General features: G+C 68.0%; 16 protein-coding genes and 1 tRNA gene. 13 read left to right on the top strand and 4 right to left on the bottom strand.

What is annotated here, in order from left to right; all coding sequences use genetic code 11:
* Window positions 1–40 precede the first annotated feature (40 nt).
* Window positions 41–2920: a YncE family protein gene (locus D187_RS40960; protein ID WP_002627685.1), complete on the top strand. Its 2880-nt coding sequence runs from the start codon at window positions 41–43 to the stop codon at window positions 2918–2920.
* A gap of 215 nt (window positions 2921–3135) precedes the next feature.
* Window positions 3136–4614 (top strand): spinster family MFS transporter, encoded by a 1479-nt coding sequence (locus D187_RS40955; protein WP_002627683.1) that lies wholly within the window; start codon window positions 3136–3138, stop codon window positions 4612–4614.
* Window positions 4615–4763: 149 nt separating this feature from the next.
* Here the strand turns inward: D187_RS40955 and D187_RS51165 are convergent, their stop codons facing one another.
* Window positions 4764–6950: a sensor histidine kinase gene (locus D187_RS51165; protein WP_002627681.1), complete on the bottom strand. Its 2187-nt coding sequence runs from the start codon at window positions 6948–6950 to the stop codon at window positions 4764–4766.
* A 190-nt stretch (window positions 6951–7140) separates the two neighbouring features.
* Window positions 7141–7214: transfer RNA gene (locus D187_RS40945), tRNA-Arg, on the bottom strand.
* A 212-nt stretch (window positions 7215–7426) separates the two neighbouring features.
* Between D187_RS40945 and D187_RS40940 the strand changes: the two genes are divergently transcribed.
* The 6 genes from D187_RS40940 (at window position 7427) to D187_RS40920 (ending at window position 12384) form a co-directional block, all read left to right on the top strand.
* Window positions 7427–8515 (top strand): Gfo/Idh/MocA family protein, encoded by a 1089-nt coding sequence (locus D187_RS40940; RefSeq protein ID WP_043434188.1) that lies wholly within the window; start codon window positions 7427–7429, stop codon window positions 8513–8515.
* A gap of 20 nt (window positions 8516–8535) precedes the next feature.
* The gene (locus tag D187_RS40935) at window positions 8536–8994 is read left to right on the top strand and encodes a DoxX family protein (protein WP_002627676.1); all 459 of its coding nucleotides are present in this window, start codon (window positions 8536–8538) and stop codon (window positions 8992–8994) included.
* The gene (gene chrA, locus D187_RS40930) at window positions 8987–10162 is read left to right on the top strand and encodes a chromate efflux transporter (protein ID WP_002627675.1); all 1176 of its coding nucleotides are present in this window, start codon (window positions 8987–8989) and stop codon (window positions 10160–10162) included. Before D187_RS40935 ends, chrA begins: the two co-directional genes overlap by 8 nt.
* Before the next feature lie 131 nt (window positions 10163–10293).
* Window positions 10294–11577, top strand: coding sequence for a hypothetical protein (locus D187_RS40925; RefSeq protein WP_002627673.1), 1284 nt, complete (start codon window positions 10294–10296; stop codon window positions 11575–11577).
* A gap of 32 nt (window positions 11578–11609) precedes the next feature.
* Window positions 11610–11744 (top strand): hypothetical protein, encoded by a 135-nt coding sequence (locus tag D187_RS59005; protein ID WP_002627671.1) that lies wholly within the window; start codon window positions 11610–11612, stop codon window positions 11742–11744.
* 100 nt (window positions 11745–11844) lie between these two features.
* Window positions 11845–12384 carry a metal-dependent hydrolase gene (locus D187_RS40920; protein WP_002627669.1) on the top strand — a complete coding sequence of 180 codons (540 nt, stop codon included), beginning with the start codon at window positions 11845–11847 and terminating at the stop codon, window positions 12382–12384.
* Between the two features lie 61 nt (window positions 12385–12445).
* Here the strand turns inward: D187_RS40920 and D187_RS40915 are convergent, their stop codons facing one another.
* A complete protein-coding gene (locus D187_RS40915) occupies window positions 12446–13423 on the bottom strand; it encodes a fatty acid desaturase family protein (RefSeq protein WP_002627667.1) in 978 nt (325 codons plus the stop codon).
* 229 nt (window positions 13424–13652) lie between these two features.
* Here D187_RS40915 and D187_RS40910 point away from each other — a divergent pair, with 229 nt between their 5' ends.
* From D187_RS40910 to D187_RS40895, 5 genes are all read left to right on the top strand, one after another.
* A complete protein-coding gene (locus tag D187_RS40910; protein ID WP_002627666.1) occupies window positions 13653–14396 on the top strand; it encodes a hypothetical protein in 744 nt (247 codons plus the stop codon).
* 142 nt (window positions 14397–14538) lie between these two features.
* Window positions 14539–14913, top strand: coding sequence for a hypothetical protein (locus D187_RS40905; RefSeq protein ID WP_002627664.1), 375 nt, complete (start codon window positions 14539–14541; stop codon window positions 14911–14913).
* 35 nt (window positions 14914–14948) lie between these two features.
* A complete protein-coding gene (locus tag D187_RS58500; RefSeq protein ID WP_245591954.1) occupies window positions 14949–16646 on the top strand; it encodes an HNH endonuclease in 1698 nt (565 codons plus the stop codon).
* A gap of 37 nt (window positions 16647–16683) precedes the next feature.
* Window positions 16684–17046, top strand: a complete 363-nt coding sequence (locus D187_RS58495) for a hypothetical protein (protein WP_002627661.1) — start codon at window positions 16684–16686, stop codon at window positions 17044–17046.
* Window positions 17043–18383, top strand: a complete 1341-nt coding sequence (locus tag D187_RS40895; RefSeq protein ID WP_020918623.1) for a hypothetical protein — start codon at window positions 17043–17045, stop codon at window positions 18381–18383. The genes D187_RS58495 and D187_RS40895 overlap by 4 nt, the downstream gene beginning before the upstream one ends.
* A 3-nt stretch (window positions 18384–18386) precedes the next feature.
* Here D187_RS40895 and D187_RS40890 read toward each other — a convergent pair whose 3' ends face one another.
* Window positions 18387–19289, bottom strand: a complete 903-nt coding sequence (locus D187_RS40890) for an ABC transporter substrate-binding protein (protein ID WP_002627657.1) — start codon at window positions 19287–19289, stop codon at window positions 18387–18389.
* Between the last annotated feature and the right edge of the window lies 1 nt (window position 19290).

The raw sequence follows: 19290 nt of genomic DNA, 5'->3' as shown, positions 1-19290 counted from the left end.
GTCTGAACTGCAACGCTTACCCCCCGAGGAGGTCCAACCCATGGGTACCCAGCAAGTGGGCGCGAGCCAGAGCCGATGGCGCGCTCGAGCCGCTTCGTTGTGCGCCGCCGCATCGATGTTGGTTTCGGTCAATGCCACCGCCCAGACGCCATCGTTCGTCGAGTTCGATAGCGCGCACGTCCGTCCGATGGCCCTCTCGCCAGACGGGACGCGGCTGTTCGCCGTCAACACGCCGGACAATCGCCTGGAGGTCTTCTCGGTCTCCGCCACCGGCCTCTCGCTCATCGCCGAGGTGCCGGTGGGCCTCGAGCCGGTCTCCGTCGCCGCGCGGAGCAACACCGAGGTGTGGGTGGTCAATCACCTCTCGGACAGCATCAGCGTGGTGAGCCTGGAAGGCACTCCGCGCGTGGTGCGCACGCTGCTCGTGGGCGATGAGCCGCGCGACATCGTGTTCGCTGGCACCAAGGGCCATGCGTTCATCACCACCGCGCACCGCGGCCAGCACCGCACGGATCCGTCCATCGCCTCCGTCCCCGGCGCGGGCGACCCGCAGCTCACCACGCCCAGCGTGGGCCGCGCGGACGTCTGGGTCTTCAACCCGGCCTCCCTGGGAACGACGCTGGGTGGCACGCCCGTGCGCATCGTGACGCTCTTCGGTGACACGCCGCGAGGCCTCGCCGTCAGCCCGGACAAGAAGACGGTCTATGCGGCCATTGCCCAGTCCGGCAACCAGACGACGTCCGTCAGCATGGACAGCGTGTGTGACGGGTTCGAGAGCACGGGCATCTGTTTCGTCTTCCCCGACTCGTTGCCGTGGGGCAACAACATCCTTCCGGGCGGTCTGCCCGGTCCGCGGACGAACGCCGCGGGCGCGAAAGCGCCCGAGACCGGCTTGATCGTCAAGTGGAACAACACCACCAAGCAGTGGGAGGACATGCTCGGCCGCAACTGGAACAACGGTGTGCGCCTGAACCTGCCCGACAAGGATGTCTTCGCCCTCGACGCGGACAACCTGCAGCAGAAGGCCTTCTACACGGGCGTGGGCACGAGCATCTTCAACCTGGCCACCAATCCGAAGACGGGCGTGGTGTACGCGACCAACAGCGACGCCAACAACCTCACGCGCTTCGAGGGCCCCGGCGTCTTCGGCGGCAGCACGGTGCAGGGCAACATCGCGAAGATGCGCATCAGCGTCATCTCCGGGGGAACGGTCTACCCCCGCCACCTCAACAAGCACATCGACTACTCGAAGCTGGCCAACTCCGCCGGGTTCGATCCCTCGGCCAAGAATCACACCCTCTCCACCCCGACGGAGATGGCGATCTCGAGCGACGGCACGAAGCTGTACGTGACCGCGTTCAGCTCGAACAAGGTCGGTGTCTTCGACACCGCGGCGCTGGAGGCCGACACCTTCAACCCGAAGACCGCGAGCGCCAACTACATCCCGGTGAGCGGCGGCCCCAGCGGCCTCGTGCTGGATGAGGCACGCAACCGCCTCTACGTGATGACCCGCTACGACAACGGGGTGAAGGTCATCGACCTCGCCACCAGGAAGCAGGTGGCCTCGGCCGCCCTCTACAATCCGGAGCCCGCCTCCGTCGTGGAGGGCCGTCCCTTCCTGTACGACGCGGACTTCTCCTCCGCCAACGGCGAGGCGTCCTGCGCCAGCTGCCACATCTTCGGCGACAAGGACGAGATCGCCTGGGATCTGGGCAACCCGGACGACGAGGTGTCCACCAACCCCATCGACAAGCGCCTCGCGAGCGATCTGGCGATCGGCGCGTTCAATGCGCTCACCGGGCACCCGGGCTCGCCCATCAACGGCACCGGCGACCAGCATGCCTTCCACCCGATGAAGGGGCCCATGACGACGCAGACCCTGCGCGGCATGGCGAACTCGGGCGCCATGCACTGGCGGGGTGACCGCTCGAACGGCTTCTACGGCGTCAACTCGGACGCGGAGGACGTGTCGTTCAAGAACTTCATCGTGGCGTACGAGGGGCTGCTCGGCCGCGTCTCGATGCCGAGCGAGGAGGAGATGAACAAGTTCACCGCCTTCCAGCTCCAGGTGCAGCTGCCGCCCAACCCCATCCGCAAGTTGGACAATTCGCTCACCACCGCCCAGCAGGCCGGCCGCGACTTCTACTTCGGCAGCCGCCGGGTGGACGGCCTCGCGATCGGCTCGGACACCGGCTTCAACTGCAACGGCTGCCACACCATCGACGCCTCGCAGGGCTTCTACGGCACCGACGGCAAGTCGAGCTTCGAGGGAATCAGCCAGATCATGAAGATTCCCCACGTGCGCAACATGTACACGAAGGTCGGCATGTTCGGCTTCCCGGACAGCAGCTTCTTCCAGCACCCGGAGACGGGGCCGATGGGAGACCAGATCCGCGGCTTCGGCTTCACGCATGACGGCGCGGTGGACACCCTGTTCCGCTTCTTCAGCGCCATCGTGTTCTCCAACACCAGCGTCGGTGGGCCGCTCGTGGGCTTCCCGGGTGACACCGACCGCCGCAACGTGGAGGCCTTCATGCTGGCGGCGGACTCCGATCTGGCGCCCATCGTGGGCCAGCAGGTGACGCTCACGTCGACGAACGCCGCCGCCGTGGGCTCGCGCATCGACCTGCTCATCGCGCGCGCCAAGGCGCCGTTCGTGTCGAAGGCCCTGGGCGGCGCCACCTACGAGGCCGACCTGGTGGCGAAGACGGTCGTGGGCGGCAAGCCGAAGGGCTTCCTCTACGACCGCGGCGCGGGGACGTGGAAGCCCGACGACGGCACCGCGAACATCACCACCACGGCCCTGCGCACGCTGGCGATCAAGGCGGGCCAGGAGGTGACCTTCACCGCGGTTCCGCCGGGCTCGGGCGTGCGCATCGCGCTCGATCGCAACCTGGACGGCAAGCTCGACGGCCAGTAGCCGGCGAGTGAGCCAGGCCTCCCTACCCCATCCCGCCCCGCCCCGGTCCCACCGGCGGCGGGGTTTCTTTTTTGATGTGGCCTCCCCCGAGTCAGACACCTCGCCCCGAGCGAGCCCGGGAGGCCGAGAGAGTTCACGCTAGGTGCGTTGCCGCTTCCCCCATTAACTTGCGCGGCCACACATCACCGCCACCCGCGCCTTCCGGGACTCTGCTCATGAACGACACCGCCACGGGTGCAATCCCCCAGCCGCTCTACTCCTCACGCTACAAGAACCTGGTCCTGGCGCTGCTCGTCCTGGCCTACACGTTCAACTTCGTCGACCGCACGATCATCGCTACCATCGGGCAGGCGATCAAAGTCGACCTGAAGATCAGTGACACCCAGTTGGGCCTGCTGGGTGGACTCTATTTCGCGCTGCTCTACACGCTGTTGGGCATTCCCATCGCGCGCATCGCCGAGCGCTCGTCCCGGGTGAACATCATCTCCTGGGCCATCGTCATCTGGTCGGGGTTCACCGCGCTGTGCGGCATGGCGGCCAACTTCGCGCAGCTGGCGCTGTTCCGGTTCGGGGTGGGCGTGGGCGAGGCGGGCCTGACGCCCCCCGCCCACAGCCTGATCAGCGACTACTTCGAGCCGAGGAAGCGGGCCTCGGCGCTGTCGGTCTACTCCTTCGGCCTTCCCCTGGGGGTCATGTTCGGCGCGGTGATGGGTGGCTGGCTGGCGCAGAACTACTCCTGGCGTGTCGCCTTCATGGCGGTGGGTCTGCCGGGCGTGCTCATCGCGCTGGCCATCAAGCTGCTCATCCAGGAGCCGCCACGCGGCCATTCCGAGTCCAGCGCCGGGCCCGCTCCGGCGCCGCACGTCGTGGCCGACGCTCCGGCCCGGACCGCTCCGACCCTGGCCGCCGAGCTCAAGGAACTGGGCGTGGTCGCCCGGGCCATGCTCCGCAATGGGCCGGTGCTGCACATGTCGCTGGGCATCACCCTCGCGAGCATCGGCTCCTATGGCTCGGGCACCTTCGTGCCCCCCTACTTCATCCGCACCTTCGGGCTGAACTTCACCCAGGTGGGCATCATCACCGGCCTGGTGAGTGGCTTTTCCTCGGGTATTGGCACGCTCCTGGGCGGCTTCGTCGCCGATCGGCTCTCCCAGCGCAGTCCCCGCTGGTATGCCCTGACGCCGGCCATCGGTCTCGCCATCGCCGCGCCCATCTACATCACCGCCTACATGCAGGACTCGTGGAAGACCGCGGCGTTCATCCTCCTGCTGCCCGGCATCTTCCACTACACCTACATGGGCCCCACCTTCGGGGTGGTGCAGAACGCGGTGGAGACGCGTCGGCGCGCGACGGCCGCGGCGCTGCTGTTGTTCTTCCTGAACCTGATCTCCCTCGGAGGTGGGCCGCCCTTCGCGGGCTGGGTGATCGATCACTTCGCGGCGTTCAACCATGCCCACCCGGGGGTGGACAGCCTCTTCGCCTCGCTCGGCGGCTTCTTCAGCGCCGCTCCCCAGACGTTCCAGGCGGCCTGTCCGGGCGGCGCGGCTCCGGTGGGAGCGACGGCGGACGTGGTGAGCCATTGCGCGGGCAGTCTGGCGCTCGCCACGCGGCAGGGAATCATCCTCCTGCTGTGCTTCTATTTCTGGGCCGCCTTCCACTACCTGCTGGCCTCGTTTGGACTGGCGAGGAAATAGGATGGGCGGCCCTTGGGGGACGGGCCGCCCTGCGTGACTCACGGCAGGGAGTACAGCTCCGTCGTGGTCGCGCTCCCGCGAAGCGGGGTCGGTCCCTCCCATACATCTCGTGAGGATCGTCGCGGGAAGGGACGTCCACGATGCGCGCCTCACTCGGGAGGCTTCGCCCTCCTGGGGAGGCGCACGCGGAAGGTCGTCCCCGTCTCCTGGGTGCTCTCCACGTGGACGCTTCCATCATGCGCCTCGGCAACTCCCCTCACGAGCGTCAGCCCGATTCCCCAGCCCTTCTTTCCACTGCTCTCCGCGCTCTTCGCCCGGGTGAGGTAGTGGAAGAGTTGCTCCCGCTCGTCGGCGGGGATGGGGTTTCCCCAGTTGTGGACGGCCAGCTCCGCCAGGTCGCCGTCCTGCTTCAGGCTCACGGTCACCTGCTCCATCGGGTCCCCGTACTTGATGGCATTGCCGCAGAGGTTCTCGACGAGCCTGCGCAAGGCCCGCGCATCCCAGTCGCCCAGCAGCCGCTCCTCTCCCCGAAGGAGGAACCGCTCCCCGTGAATGGTCGAGAGCTCCTCCAGCGTGTCGGACACCACCTGCCAGAGATCGCATGGAGCCAGCTCGATGGGCAGCCCCTGGCCCGCCTGGATGCGGTTGGCATCCAGGAGGTCGGTGATCATCTGGTCCGCGCGGTCGATGTTGTGCCTCACCCGGGCGGCCAGTGAGTAGACCTTGTCGGGCAGGTTCGGCTGGCGGGGAATGAGCTGGGCGCTCATCTTCGCCGCGGTCAGGGGCGTGCGGAGATCATGGCTGAGCGCCGACACGAAACGCTCGCGCAGCTCCCGCTCGACCCGGAGCTGCGCCAGGATGGTCTCCGCCTCTTCTCGGGCCACCTGCTCACTGGAGAGGCTCCTCGCGAGCAGTTCCTCGGACTCCTTGTTCCCCGTGATGTCGATGACGAACGCGACGTTCTTGAGGCGACCCGCATCGATGAAGGCACACCCCAGGAAGATCCACACGACCCGGCCGTCCGGGAGGATGTAGCGCTTCTCGTAAGGAGTGCAGACTCCCTCGGGTGATTCGAGCATCTCCCGCGCCGCGGCCTTGTCCTTCTCCAGGTCCTCCGGCGGCGTGAGGAGATCCCAGCGAACCTTGCCCGCGAGGATCTCCTCGCGGGGAACACCGATGAGCCGGGCGTAGTAGTCGTTCACGTCGTAGAGGCCCCCCTGGATGTCGCCGAAGACGATACCGATCAGGTTGGACTCGAAGAGCCGGCGGAACTTGTTCTCGCTCTCCTCGAGCTTCCGCTCGGCCCGCTTACGTCCCGAAATGTCGGAGAAGACACTGACGGCCTCGGTGATCCGGCCCTCCGCATCGCGGATCGGCGCCGCCATGACGGAGAGGTAGGCGAGCGTTCCGTCGCCCCGGCGGTACAACATCTGCTCGTCCTTGATGGTCTCGCCTTCGTGGAGGGCCCGGGCCAGCGGATACTCCTCGGGCTTGTAGGGGGTGAGATCCGGATGAACGGCTCCCCACGGGGCGCACGGCTCCTGGCCCTCGAGCCGCAACGCCGGATGTCCCAGGAGGCGCTCTGACTCCTGATTGGAGTAGATGATCCTTCCCGACGAAGCCGCCGCGAGGGTGAAACCCGCTGGCATCTGTTGCACGATCGTCTCCAGGGTCCTGCGCTCGGATTGGACCGTGTCGAAGAGGCGCGAGTTCTCCAGGGCCACTCCGGCAAGGGCGCTCAGCGCCTGGAGGAGTTCCAGGTCCTCCTGGGTGAAGGGCTGGTGGTCCTTCTTGTCGTGGAGCTCGAAGCAACCCAACAGTTCCCCGGTGCGGGCCAAGAGGGGCAGGTCGATGAGGTTGTAGAAACCCCGGGCCTTCTGCAGATGCGACAGGACATGCTCATCGTTGGCCGCATCGTTCGAGATGTAGGGCTTCCGGGTGACCAGCACGTGGCCGGGAACCCCCACATTCGGCTCGAGGACGACGTGGCGGGTTTCGACGGCCCTCCCCTCGCGCCACAAGGACTCCATGATGATCATGCGGCCTTCGCTCAGCCGTCCCCAGAGGCCCTCGGCCGCGTCCACCAGATCCATGGCGCTCCAGACGAGCCGCCGCATGATGTCCAGGCCATGAAGGCTCGAGTTGAGGTCCCTCGCGGCGAGCGTCAGGACCTGGAGTTGCCGGTCGCGGCGCTCGAGCTGCGCCTGGGCTCGCTGGAGTTCCGCTTCGAGCCGCGAGGCGCGACACTCGGGCTCCTCCTCCTGGCTGGACTGCTCGCGTCCCTGCTCTTGACGGGATGCCTCCTGACTCGTTCCGTTTGGAGTCTCCTGCGCCATACCTTGTGGATAAGCCTCCTGGCGGGCTGGGGCCAGCCGCGAGGAGAGTGTCAGGGGCTCATGGCCGGCCAGCCAGGCGAACTCCCGCTCTTCTGAACGATGGAGCCAACAACCCAACGTTCCTGACCGCCGCTGGACGCCGCCGGACAGAAAAACGCCCTGCTTCCGGGGACTTGGGAAGCAGGGCGAGTGGCCCCGACTGGAATCGAACCAGTGGCCTGCGGTTTAGGAAACCGCCGCTCTATCCAACTGAGCTACGGGACCGTGGGCGGACGGGGTTTATCGCAGGCCGCACCTCGGATGCAACGCCGTCGCGTCGTCCCCCGCGAGGACAGGGCGCTCTCGGGCGGAGTCCCGGCTCGCCCGGAAGCGCTCTGACCGATTCTCGACGGTCGCGGTCCGTCCGGGCCAACCCCGGCGAGCCCCTCCCCCGGATGATTCACTCGAACTTCCTCACCCGACCAGAGACGGAAACCATGACGAAGACAAGACGAATGGGCGTGGGCATCATCGGCGCGAGCCCCGAGCGCGGCTGGGCGGCGAGCGCGCATATCCCCGCCTTGCGCGCCCTCCCCGCCTATGAAATCCGGGCGTTGAGCACCAGCCGGCGGGAGTCCGCGCAGGCCGCCTCGCGCCAGTTCGGCGTGCCGCTGGCGTTCGACAACGCCGAAGAGCTCGTGGCGCGCCCGGAGGTCGACCTGGTCGTCGTCTCCGTCAAGGTGCCCCAGCACCGCGAACTGGTGACGACGGCGCTCGAGGCGGGCAAGGACGTCTACTGCGAGTGGCCGCTCGGCAACGGGCTCGCCGAAGCCGAGGCCCTGGCGGCGCTCGCCCGCGCACGCGGCGTCCGGGCCATCGTGGGCCTCCAGGCCCGTGCCTCACCGGCCGTGCGGTATGTCCGTGACCTGGTCTCCAGCGGCTTCGTGGGCGAGGTCCTGTCCACGAGCCTCGTGGGGTCGGGGCTCGCCTGGGGAGGCATCATCGACCCCTCCAGTCTCTACCTGCTCGACGCGCGCAACGGAGCGACCCTCCTCACCATCCCCTTCGGGCACACGGTCGACGCGCTCTGCTGGTGTCTGGGTGAGTTCCGGGAGGTGAGCGCGACGCTGGCCACCCGCCGTCCGGCGGTACCGGTGATGGGAACGAACGAGACCCGCCCCCAGACCTCGCCCGATCAGGTCGCCGTCTCCGGGGTGCTCACCACGGGGGCGGTCGCCTCCATCCATTACCGGGGTGGAACCTCGCGCGGCACGAACCTGCTCTGGGAAATCAACGGCACCGAGGGAGACCTCGTGTTCACTGGGAGTTCGGGCCATCTGCAGATGACGGACCTGTCGCTCTCGGGAGGCAACGGGAAGGAGAAGTTCGGCCCCCTCTCCATCCCCGAGCGTTACTTCGCGGCCCCTGGCGCCCCCCAGGGAAGCGCCTTCAACGTGGCTCAAGCCTACGCCCAGTTCGCGCAAGACCCCGGCTCGGTCCCGAGCTTCGATGACGCCGTGGTGCGCCACAAGATGATCGAGGCGATCCTCGAAGCGGCTCGCACGGGCCAGACACAGCGCCTCTGATATGGCGTGATGCCCCGGCTATGAGTCCTCCCGCCCTCAAGTCACGCCTCCTCGCCACCGAGGCCCCCGCCGCCACGCTCCTCATCCGCCTGATGGTCGGCGGTGTCTTCCTCTCCGAGGGGCTCCAGAAGTTCCTCTTCCCCGCCGAGGTGGGGGTCGGCAGGTTCGCGAAGATCGGCCTCCCCGCCCCCGAACTGCTGGGCCCCTTCGTCGGTGGAGTGGAGATCGTGTGCGGCACCCTGGTACTCCTGGGGCTGGTGACGCGCCTGGCCAGCATTCCACTGCTCATCGTCATGGGGGTGGCGCTGACCACCACCAAGGTGCCCATCCTGCTGGCGAGCGGCTTCTGGAAGATGGCGCACGAGTCGCGCACGGACGTGTCCATGGTCCTCGGCGCCCTCTTCCTGCTGTGGGTGGGCGCGGGCCCCAGCTCGTTGGACGCGTGGCTATGGCAGCGGCACGGAGCCCCGCGTGTCTGACCTCGGGCAGGCCCGCGCGCACGCGTTGAAGGAAGTGGCGCTGCTCTTCCTGCGGCTCGGCTTCACCGCCTTCGGTGGGCCGGCGGCCCATGTCGCCTTGATGGAGGACGAGGTGGTGCGCCGGCGCCGCTGGCTCAGCCGCGACGAGTTCCTCGATCTGCTGGGCGCGACGAATCTCATCCCGGGGCCGAACTCGACGGAGCTGGCCATCCACCTGGGCCACCGGCGAGGCGGATGGGCGGGCCTGCTGGTGGCGGGCGTCTGCTTCATCCTCCCCGCGATGCTCCTCACCCTGGGGGCCGCCTGGGCGTATGTCCGCTGGGGCGCCCTGCCCTCCATGGAAGGCGTGCTGTACGGAGTGAAGCCCGTCATCATCGCGGTGGTGCTCCAGGCCCTCTGGGGCCTCGGCCGGAGCGCGGTGAAGACCCGCGTGCTCGCCGTGGTCGCCCTGGCCGCCGTGCTCGCCAACGGCCTGGGCCTGCACGAACTGCTCGTCCTGTTGGGCGCCGGAGCACTCATGGTGCTCTGGCGGGGAGGCCAGCGCGGGGCGGCTCGGGACGGAGCGCCGAAGGGGCTCGGCGGGCGGTTGGTGGGAGGACCCCTGGTGCCGCTGGGCCTCGCGGCCGGGGCCACGAGCGCCGTGCCCTTCAGCCTGGGAGGCCTGTTCCTCTTCTTCGTCAAGGTGGGCTCCGTGCTCTACGGCAGCGGCTACGTGCTGCTGGCCTTCCTGCGTACGGATCTGGTGGAGCGCTGGGGGTGGCTGGGCGAGGCTCAGCTGCTGGACGCGGTGGCGGTGGGACAGGTGACGCCCGGCCCCGTCTTCACCACGGCCACGTTCATCGGCTACGTGCTGGGGGGAGTGCCGGGCGCGGTGGTCGCGACCGTGGGCATCTTCCTGCCGGCCTTCTTCTTCGTCGCGGTGAGCGGCCCGCTGGTTCCGCGCCTGCGCCGCTCGTGGGTGGCCGGTGCCGTGCTCGACGGCGTCAACGTGGCCTCGCTCGCGCTGATGGCCCGCGTCACCTGGGAGCTGGGCCGGGCGGCCCTGGTGGATGCGGTGACGGTGGGGCTCGCGCTCGTCAGCGCCCTGCTCCTCTTGCGCTATCGCATCAACTCTGTCTGGCTCATCCTCGGTGGCGCGGCCGTGGGGCTGTTGCGTCTCTCCTGGTGATCAGGAGGGCAGGCACCCAGGCCCGACTGGCAATGGATGAGCCCGGTGCGAATCCTCGGAGCGAGACGCGTGTTGCCTTTCCTTGACACAAACCGGAAAATCGAGTCCTCATTGTTTTTCAGGAGGTGACTGTGTTCGGACGAGACCCGGTGGCGTGGAGTCTGTTCATCGCGACGTGTCTTGGCGGGTGCGGCCCCGCTCCGGACGTGGAGGCCAGAAGCGAGACCGCCCTGGAATCGCAGGCACGACCCCTCACCGAGGGCGCGCCGCTCACGGCCCACGACGCGAGCTGTCTGCGGCTGGTGGATCAGAACACCTGGACGAGCTCCGTCGCGAACATGGCGGACGTGGGCCCCGCGCTGGGGCTGCCGGCCCTCCTGGGCGATCTCAACCGCGCGGGTCCCGTGCTCACCGCGAGCACCCATCCCCCCGCCACGGGTTACAAGGGCGGCTTCCGCTGGAACGACGGCGACATGGCCACCACCGACTGGATTCCCCAGGCCCTGACGGCGGGCGTCTCCGGTGACACGAATGTCGCCATCGTCTCCTGGCACTACGCGCCGAGCAGCCCGGACAAGGGCGTGCGCCTGTCCGTGGCGGACATCTCGAACATGTCGGGCAGCACGGTCAACTACCGGCACGTGCTGCTCGTCCGGCCCACAGGCGCGGGCCAGTTCACCACCGTCAACGAGCATGGCGGCGGGCTCGCCTGGTTCGGCAACTACCTCTACATGGCCGACACCTCGGACGGCCTGCGCGTGTTCGACCTCACGCAGCTCCGCCAGGTGGACACCAGCACCACGTGCGAGACCCAGGTGGGCAAGGTGGGCTCGGTCTGGTGCGCGTACGGGTACAAGTACGTGCTGCCGCAGGTGAGCGCGTACACCGTGCCCTCGGCCATCGCGAGCCCCTGCCGGCCCAAGTTCTCCTTCCTCGGCAAGGACACACGCGGTGGCACGAGCGCGGTGCTCTCGGGCGAGTACTGCAACAGCGGCGACGCGCAGTGCCCGTATGACGGCTCCACCCCGGGGCTTGGCGGGCGGCTCTACCGCTGGCCCCTGAACACCTCCACGAACCGGCTCGTGGCGGTGAGCGGCGCGGTGGTGCCCGAGCGTGCCTGGATCATGAACGAGCCGAACGTGCAGGGCGTGGCCCCCCTGATGACTTCGACGGCCACCACCTCGTACTGGCTGAGCTCCACGCGCTACGGCGGCGCGCTCTTCAAGGTGTCCACGAGCGCCTCGCGCAAGGCGTACCTGTCCGGCAGCTCCCAGTGGGCGCGGATGCCCGAGGGCATGCACGCCACGGGCAGCGGCACCAACCTGTGGACGGTCACCGAGGGCGTCAGCGGCGTGACGAACCCGGCCACGGGCGGACGTGTGGTGTTCTTCGTGGATCAGGCCGCCGTGGACTGAGCAGCAATCGGGGCATCCTGCACCGCAACACCGTGGACGCGCGCGGCTCGTTCCCGGCGGACGTGCTCGAGCGGGCCCGGGTGCTGGGGACGCGCGCGAGCAAGGAGGGGGCCGAGGTGCTCGCCGCGGACGAGATCGAGCGCCGCCTGAAGCAGGCCCGGGTCTGAGCGGCGACGGGGCTGCCCCCACCCCAAGGCCTCGCGTGCCCGCCGGACAGGAACCGTGCGTCTCCCGGTGCGGTGAAGCTAGACTCTCGCCGGAAAGCACATGGCGAGCTTCGGACACATCGCGGTGGGACTGGCGCTCGGGCGCCTGGGCGGAAGGACGGCATCACCCCGGAGGCGGGCGGCCGCCATGGTGGCACTGGCCGCGCTGGCCATGCTGCCGGACGCGGACGTCGTCGCCTTCAAGCTGGGCATTCCCTACGCGGCCGAGTGGGGACATCGCGGCGCCTCGCACTCGCTCGTGCTCGCGGTGCTGGTGTCGCTCGGGGTGGCGGTGGGGACGCGGGTGGCGCGAGGGCCCGCGGTCGAGGCGGGGCTGCTCGCCTTCGTGGCCGTGGGCAGCCATGGCCTGCTGGACGCGATGACCACCGGGGGCCTGGGCGCGGCGCTCCTGTGGCCCTTCACCACCGCCCGCTACTTCCTGCCCATGCGGCCCATCCCCGTGGCCCCCATCGGGGCGGGCATGCTCTCCTCGCGAGGCGGCTACGTGGTGATGGTGGAGCTGCTGCTCTTCCTCCCCTTCTGGGGCTATGCCCTCTGGCCACGCCGCCGGGCGGTCTCCACTTCGATGGAGAAGAGCTGAACCCGCCCCTGCTTCACCAGCGCCTGGAGGAGGGCATGCTCCGAGGTGGCGTACTCCTCCGTCAGGACATCTGGCTGCTAAAATCTGGGATGGGGCGCCCGCCCGAGCGACGGTGCAGCAGGGGCCGGTCGCGGTGCAGGAAGCCCAGCAAGGCGGGCACCGGCGAGATGACGCGCTCGGCGCCCTCCAGTTGGGCGGAGAGCTCACGCCGCACCTCGGGCAGGAGACTCCAGTGCGCCTGTGGCCGCAGGTGGTGCTCCTGGTGATAGCCGTCGTTGAAGGCGAGCAGGTTGTAGATTCGGCCGTAGTAGCTCACCGAGTCCGAATAACGGCTCTCGGGGACCGCGCCAAAGTGCTCGAAGTAGTTCTGCAGGTTCACCAGCACGAGTGCCAGGAAGAGGGCCGGCAGGTAGCAGCAGAGCGTCCAGCGCCACGACAGAGCCAGGAAGACGCACACCCCGGCGAAGTGCGCCAGGCGATCCCGCCGCACCTGGCGCAGCTCCTGCCCGCGCCGGGACGGCTCCTTCGTCACCAGTTCGAGCAGCTCCCGCTCGTGCTCGCCCACCCGCCACAACCGAGTGCTCGAAAGCAACCCCCGTGCGGTGGTGCCCAACATGGAGAGCGCTCCGCCGAGGACATAATGGAAGAGGCCGTCGTGATCTCCGTGCTCGCCCTTCTGGAAGGTGGAGGTCAGATCCTTCGTCTTCCCGTCCGCGTCCTTCCGATCGTTGTTGTAGCGGTGGTGGTTGCGCACGTGGAACAACTGATGGCGCTGCAACGACTGGCCGATGATGAGCGAGTTGAGCGCCGACGCCAGCGCGTTGAGCCACCGCGACTCGAACCAGGGCACGTGCATGAAGAGGTGCGAGATGACGATGAAGTTGTAAGTCACCATCAGCACCAGGAGGCACGCCCCCCCCAGCCGCCAGGGCCAGGAGGACCCATCCCAGGCCGCCGCCAGCGCGAACATCGTCGCCGCCTGGGCGAGGCTCAGCGCCAACAGGGCCGCGTCCAGGCGCGAATGCTTCCAGATCTTCATTCCCATCCAGAGCGGCACTGGCCAGAGGGGGCCATGCGGTCTGGCGGTATCGTCCCGGGGCACGCGCATCACTGTCAACCCAGGTGGGAGGCGACCAGATCGGCCTGGCGGCGCCTCGAGGTGCATCTCCGTCCGAAGAGAGCCAGGCACCACCCTACAGGGCCTGCCATTCATCTTGACTTGTTGGGTCAAATCCGTTCCGCTGAGCGCTGATTCGGAGATGGCGCACGTGGCGAACGACAAGAGTGGGAAGCGCAGCGGGTGGGGGCCGTTCGAGCGGGGTGCGGCCTATGAAGAGGTGGGGCCCGGCCTGGGCCGACTCCATGACGCATGGGACGTGGAGACAGGCAGCCCAGCCCTGCAACTGCTGCCCACGGCTCGCGTGGAATGGCAACCCGAGGGGTCCTGGCGGGTGTCCCTCTTGTGCGAGCCGCATCCGGCCTCGGTGACGCTGAGAGTGGACGAGGCCCCCGCGTCCGTCCCCGTATCGGAGTTGGCGGACATGCTCGTGCTCACCACCGCCGCCTTCACGCGCGTGGAAGACAATCCTCGGCTCCGGGCGCATCTCGCCTCGGGCTTGTCGCTGACTCCTCCCACCTCACGCCGGAGCACGGGACACCCCGCCACGAACTGGATGGGCCTCTCGCTGGGTCTGGGCTTCTGGCTCCTGACGAGTCTCTCCGCTCCCGCGGAGGAGACACCCGAAGCCTTCACGCAAGAGGACGCCTCGGCCCTCGTCGACCTCGATGCATCGGACCCGGTGGCCCTCACCTACCCCCTGCCCGCCAAACCCTTCCGCAATCAGGCGGTGCCCCCCTGCAAGACCAACAAGGGCGCGGTGGAAATCAAGGGCGGGTGCTGGGTGGCATTGGAGCAGAAGCCTCCCTGCTTCAGTGATCAGGCCGAGTACCAGGGCAAGTGCTACCTGCCCGTCGCCAGGCCCCAGCGGCTGCCGCAATCCGCCAAGCCTTGATGGAATGGGCTCTCCAATTTGCCCTCGCGTGAGCCTTCTCGCGGAACCAGGCGGACTCCTGGTGCGAGAACACTCCGGGTGCGTATGCTCCCCCAGCGCCCATGACCGGGCGTGACATGCCTTCCCCCTGGAGGTCGCCCCCATGATGTCCGTCCGTCGCTGCCTGTCCTTCCTCGCCGCACTCGTCGTGACCCTGTCCCCCGCCGCGTTCGCCGAGCCCATCGCCCTCTGTGACAACAGCGCCCCCGCCAACGCCTCTCTGAGCCAGGAGCAGGACGCGCAGGGGTTCATCTGTCTGGCGCGCCTGTGCGAGACCGATGAGGAGTGCGCGTTCTCGTGCTCGAGCGCGCGCACGGCGGCGTGTATCGACAACACCTGCCACTACACCTACGGCACGGGTGGTGGGGGCGGGGGCGGCGGTCCAATCTGCCCCGCGCGGTTCTGCTCCGAGGATCTGGACTGCGAGTGCAACGGGCGGATCGGCTACTGCGGCCCCGACTCCGTCTGCTCCTTCTGAGTCGCTCGTCCGCCGAGCACACCCACGACATGGGAATGAGCCCTGTCACTGTGCGAAGAGTTGGTCCGGCGTTCCTGGCCGTGGCCACCACGCTCGTGCTCCTCGCGGGTTGCGCCACGAGTGCCCCGCTCGGGAGTTCGAAGAGCGGCGTCGGTTCGCCCAACCTCGGAGACGCCACGGGAGGCTCCGGCGGTTTTTTCCCCCAGGGGGAGGCGCTCTCCTGTGGGGGAGTGGCCGTACCCGCGGGTTGGCCCGACCTGTCCTCCGGGGATGCCGAGGCGCTGCTGGCCCCTTTCCTGACGTGTTCCTCACCCGCTGAGTACATCGCGTTGCAGCAGCGGGTGGACATGCCCCGGTTGGTGGAGGCATTGGATGACTGGCGCGCCGTGCGCCTCGGTGCCCTGGGGCCCGTGCGCGAGGACGCGGTCGGAATCCTCAACCGCAAGCGCGCCGCCTTCCTCCTCGACACCACCGAGCGCCATGGCCTCGTGTACGCCGAGGTCTTCGCCCTGTTCGTCCTGCACTCGGCCCATGACGACGAGGTGGACGCGGTGTTGCGCCTGTTGGCCCGCGACAAGCAATTGGGGCCGACGCTGGGGCGCATGCCCCGGGTACGCGAGGAACTGGAGCGGCGAGGACTGCCGCTGTCGGCCTATCCGGATCGGGCCGAGCAAGCCGGTGACGTGCTGCGGGGCCTGGGCCGCGCCGCCCGGGATGCCCTCGCCACCAGCCAGACGATGGATGGCCTGCGGTTCATGGAGATGTCCGCGCGACGGGAGCAGTTGCCGCCGCCCTACCGGGAGGCGCTGCACGAGAGGGAGCATGCCCTGGCCTGGAGGCACTTCGCCCCGGGCAGCGTGGCGGTGGGCAGCTTCGACGCGATGACCTTCGGCGTGCCACTGGGCTTCTACTACCTGGTCGCCGGAACAAGTGCGGGCCTCGCCTCGCTGTCCCAGGGACAGTACGAGCAGGCCACACGCGAGTTGGCGCCCGCGATGCTGTTGGGAGCCCTGTATGCCGGAGGCAGAGGAGCACGAGGGCTGGGGCTGGTGGAGCCGCGCCTGACAGCGCTCAAGGAGAAGGCACGACAGTTGGAGGCCCGGCTGGGCGTGGAGGGCCTGCGAGAGCTGGCTCGGAACATCCAGGCCAGCCGGGAAGCGGGCCGCTTCGTGGCCGAGGGAGGAGTGGACGCCGCCCTGGTACTGCACGAGTCCGGGGGAAACGTGGCCAGGGCCCAGGCGATGATGGCCAGAGCCCGACCGGGGGCTACAGGCTCCTCGTCCCCAAGGAGGGGAGCGGAGGCTGCCCTCCCTCCCACGAAGACGGCCGGGGTCCCACCACGACCGGGAAGCCTGCTCTCGCTGTTGGACGAGCAGGCGGGCATCAACCCGGGAGGTGCTGGAGGCCAAGCTCACGGCGGTGGAACTCGAGTCCACGGGCCCACGCCTGCCCACGACCGTGGCGGAACTGGAGAAGCAACGTCCCTCCGTGGAGGCTCCACCACCTGGAGCCGAAAGTCACCCGCGTTGGCCCGAGTACGTCGCCTATTACGAGAAGCGCCTCGGGGAAATCAAACAAGGCACGGCACTCGAAGGGCCTTTGCGCTGGGCGCCCTACGAGGAGATGCGGGGGTGGTTCGCCCGGGGGCTCGCCTTCGAGCGCCTCATGGTGACGTTGCTGCGGGCCGACGCGAAGCTGCCTCGGGCGGAGCGTCGCTTCCTCGGGGACTTTGACACGCCTCGCGTCGAGCGGTACGTCGGAGTGAGAAAGGTGGATACCGGCCTGCGCTTCGCGGACGTGCTCATCATCGAGGAGGGACTGTTCACCAAGGGTCCGCCTCGCGTCGAGACCTTGAGTTTCAAGAGCCGCGATCTGTCACGGTTGAAAGGAAAGGCACTGGAAGCACAGATGATGGAGGACGCGAGAGAGGCCCTGCGGAAATACGGTGAGACGGTGGACATCCGCCGGGACTCCCTGCGGCCCCTTCTGCGCGAGAGCAGCCAGGTACCAGTTTCAAGGGTTCGCCTTGTCTATGAAGGTGGTGCCCTGATGATAAAGGATGTAGCAGAAATGGATCTGGCCTTGAACAAAGTCCAAGGTGAAGTTCCAGGAGTGGAGGTGCTGTTTCAATGAAGGTGCTGAGCATGTATGATTTGAATCCGGACGATGGGCTCCGGATCACCTTCGATGGTGCCTTCGACTCGCGAGTGGCACTGGAGCGCGAGTTGGAGCCCTTCTTCCAAACGCTCGAGGAGTTTTCGGGCGAATGGATGCCAGATGTCGTCGAGGGCAAACGGCGACGTAAATACAACCGCGCTGCCGTCTGGAAGTCGTTGGAGGAGGAGCGCAGCGAGAGAGGAGTCACCATCGGGCTCCACCGGACGAAGTGGCCCGTGTTGGACATGACGCTCAGACTCTATTTTTCGACCTGCCCTCCTAAATTGGATCTTCTGCTCACGGTCTACCCGCTCTCCTTCTTCATGGAGGCGGAGCGCTGCCCTCGCGTCGTGGAGATGATGCGCACCTGGGCCTCTCGCTACCCTGTCTCCCATGCCTTGGCCCATAGTCTGGCAGACGACCAGTTGTCTGGCGCACCCCGTTTCGGCCGCGATATGCAGACATCCATTCGAAACGGATTCGACAAAATCTATGAGGTGTTCTGGCTCAACGTCTTCGGCCCCAAGCTGGTGGAGAGCGTCGGACGCGAGCGCATGCTGTCCACGCCGGCCTGGCGGGTGGAGGAACTCCCCAACGGCTCCGTGCTCCTGGTGACGTGGCCCACCGCCACGGACTTCGCCAGCGAGGAGGCACGCCTGGCCCAGGCCCGTGCCCATGCCCACCTCCGCCCGGACCTGGACTTCTCCACCGTGCTGCGCACCCTGCGCGAGCGCAGCGCCACGCTCGCCCTCGTGGAGCCCCGCTTCCCCCCAGACGTGGCACCGCTCCTCTCCCGCGTGGTGGATGACGTCGCCATTCACGAGCGCCAGCGGAAGATCGCCGGGTTCAACGCGAACCCACCGCCCGAGCCCGAGGAGTGGCGCCCGGCCACCGCCGCCCTGCCCTCGGACGTGGCGGACCCCGAGCGTGCCCGCGAGCACTACAGCTACCTCGCCGAACTCCTGGTGGCGCTGATGCACACGAAGGTGCCCTCCGTCTTCCAGGCAACCCCCGAGTCCCTCACGGACGTGGACTTCCAGTTCTGGCACGAGGACTTCCCGAGTGTCTTCGAGCGGGAGAACATCGACGCGCGGGCGGTGCCCACCATTGGCGCGTACCTGGGTCAGGTGCTGGTGCGCCACCTGGGGGGTCAGTGGATTCCACGCCAGAAGCTCGAGGAGACCCAGGTGCTCGTGGGCCAGCGCGTCTGGTTGCCCTTCGTCCGGGCCTGGCGCTACATGCGCTCGCGCCAGTCGCTGTTGGACTCTTCCCTCACCCAACTCTACCGCGTGGCCGAGCGCCACCGCTCCTGAGCATCAGTCGTCCGCCTTCTCCGGATCCAACCGCCCGGCCCCCACGGGATAGTCCCACGCCGTCTCGTAGGCGGCGCCTTCCGCGAAGCGCGAGTCCACGTACTCCTCGAAGGCGATGGGCTTGTCGATCAACTTGTTCTCGAGCATCAGCCGGGTGACGAGCTCGAAGTCATCCCTTCGGGGAATCAGCGGGTTGAACCGCACGCGGTCCAATGGCCTCGTCAGCGCCCACTTCAGGAGCGAGGGCGGCTGGTTGTAATAGTAGCGCCCGACGAACTCGGCGGCGTACTCGCGCTCGCTCTGGCCCGAGTCCAACCACAGTCCCGAGCGGGCGATGCCATCCACCAGCACCTGGACCGCCTCGGGGCGCCGCTGGATGACGTCCTCCCGCACGACCAGCACACAGGACAGGTAGTCCGGCCAGTACTCGCGCGCGTGAAAGAGCACGTGGCCGTAGCCCCCCATCTCCGCCTGCGACGGAAAGGGCTCGCCCATGACGAACCCGTCGATGGCATTGGACGCCAGGGCCGCCGCCACGTCGGCGGGCGGCATCTCCACGATGCGCACGTCCGCCGCGCGCACCCCGTGCTGCTCGAGGGCGCGCAGCAAGAGCAGCCGCTCGTCCGAGAAGCGGCTGGGAATGGCCACGGTCTTCCCCTTCAGGTCGGCCACCGTCTTCACGGGGCCCCCCTTCTTGACCACCGCCGCGCTGCCATAGCGGTGACCCAGGAAGACGATCTTGATGGGAACGCCCTGCGACCGCAGGGCCACGGCCAGGGGAGCGACCAGGAAGCCCGCCTGCACTCGATTGGAGATCAATGCCTCCTTGATCTCCGGGAACCCCTGGAACAGCCGGGGGAGGAACACATACTGATCGAGTGAGCGACGGGCGATGTAGTCGGTCACC

Origin of the sequence: Cystobacter fuscus DSM 2262 (assembly GCF_000335475.2) — a bacterium.
Taxonomy (GTDB): Bacteria; Myxococcota; Myxococcia; order Myxococcales; family Myxococcaceae; genus Cystobacter; species Cystobacter fuscus.
This window is presented reverse-complemented; position numbering and strand designations above follow the sequence as displayed.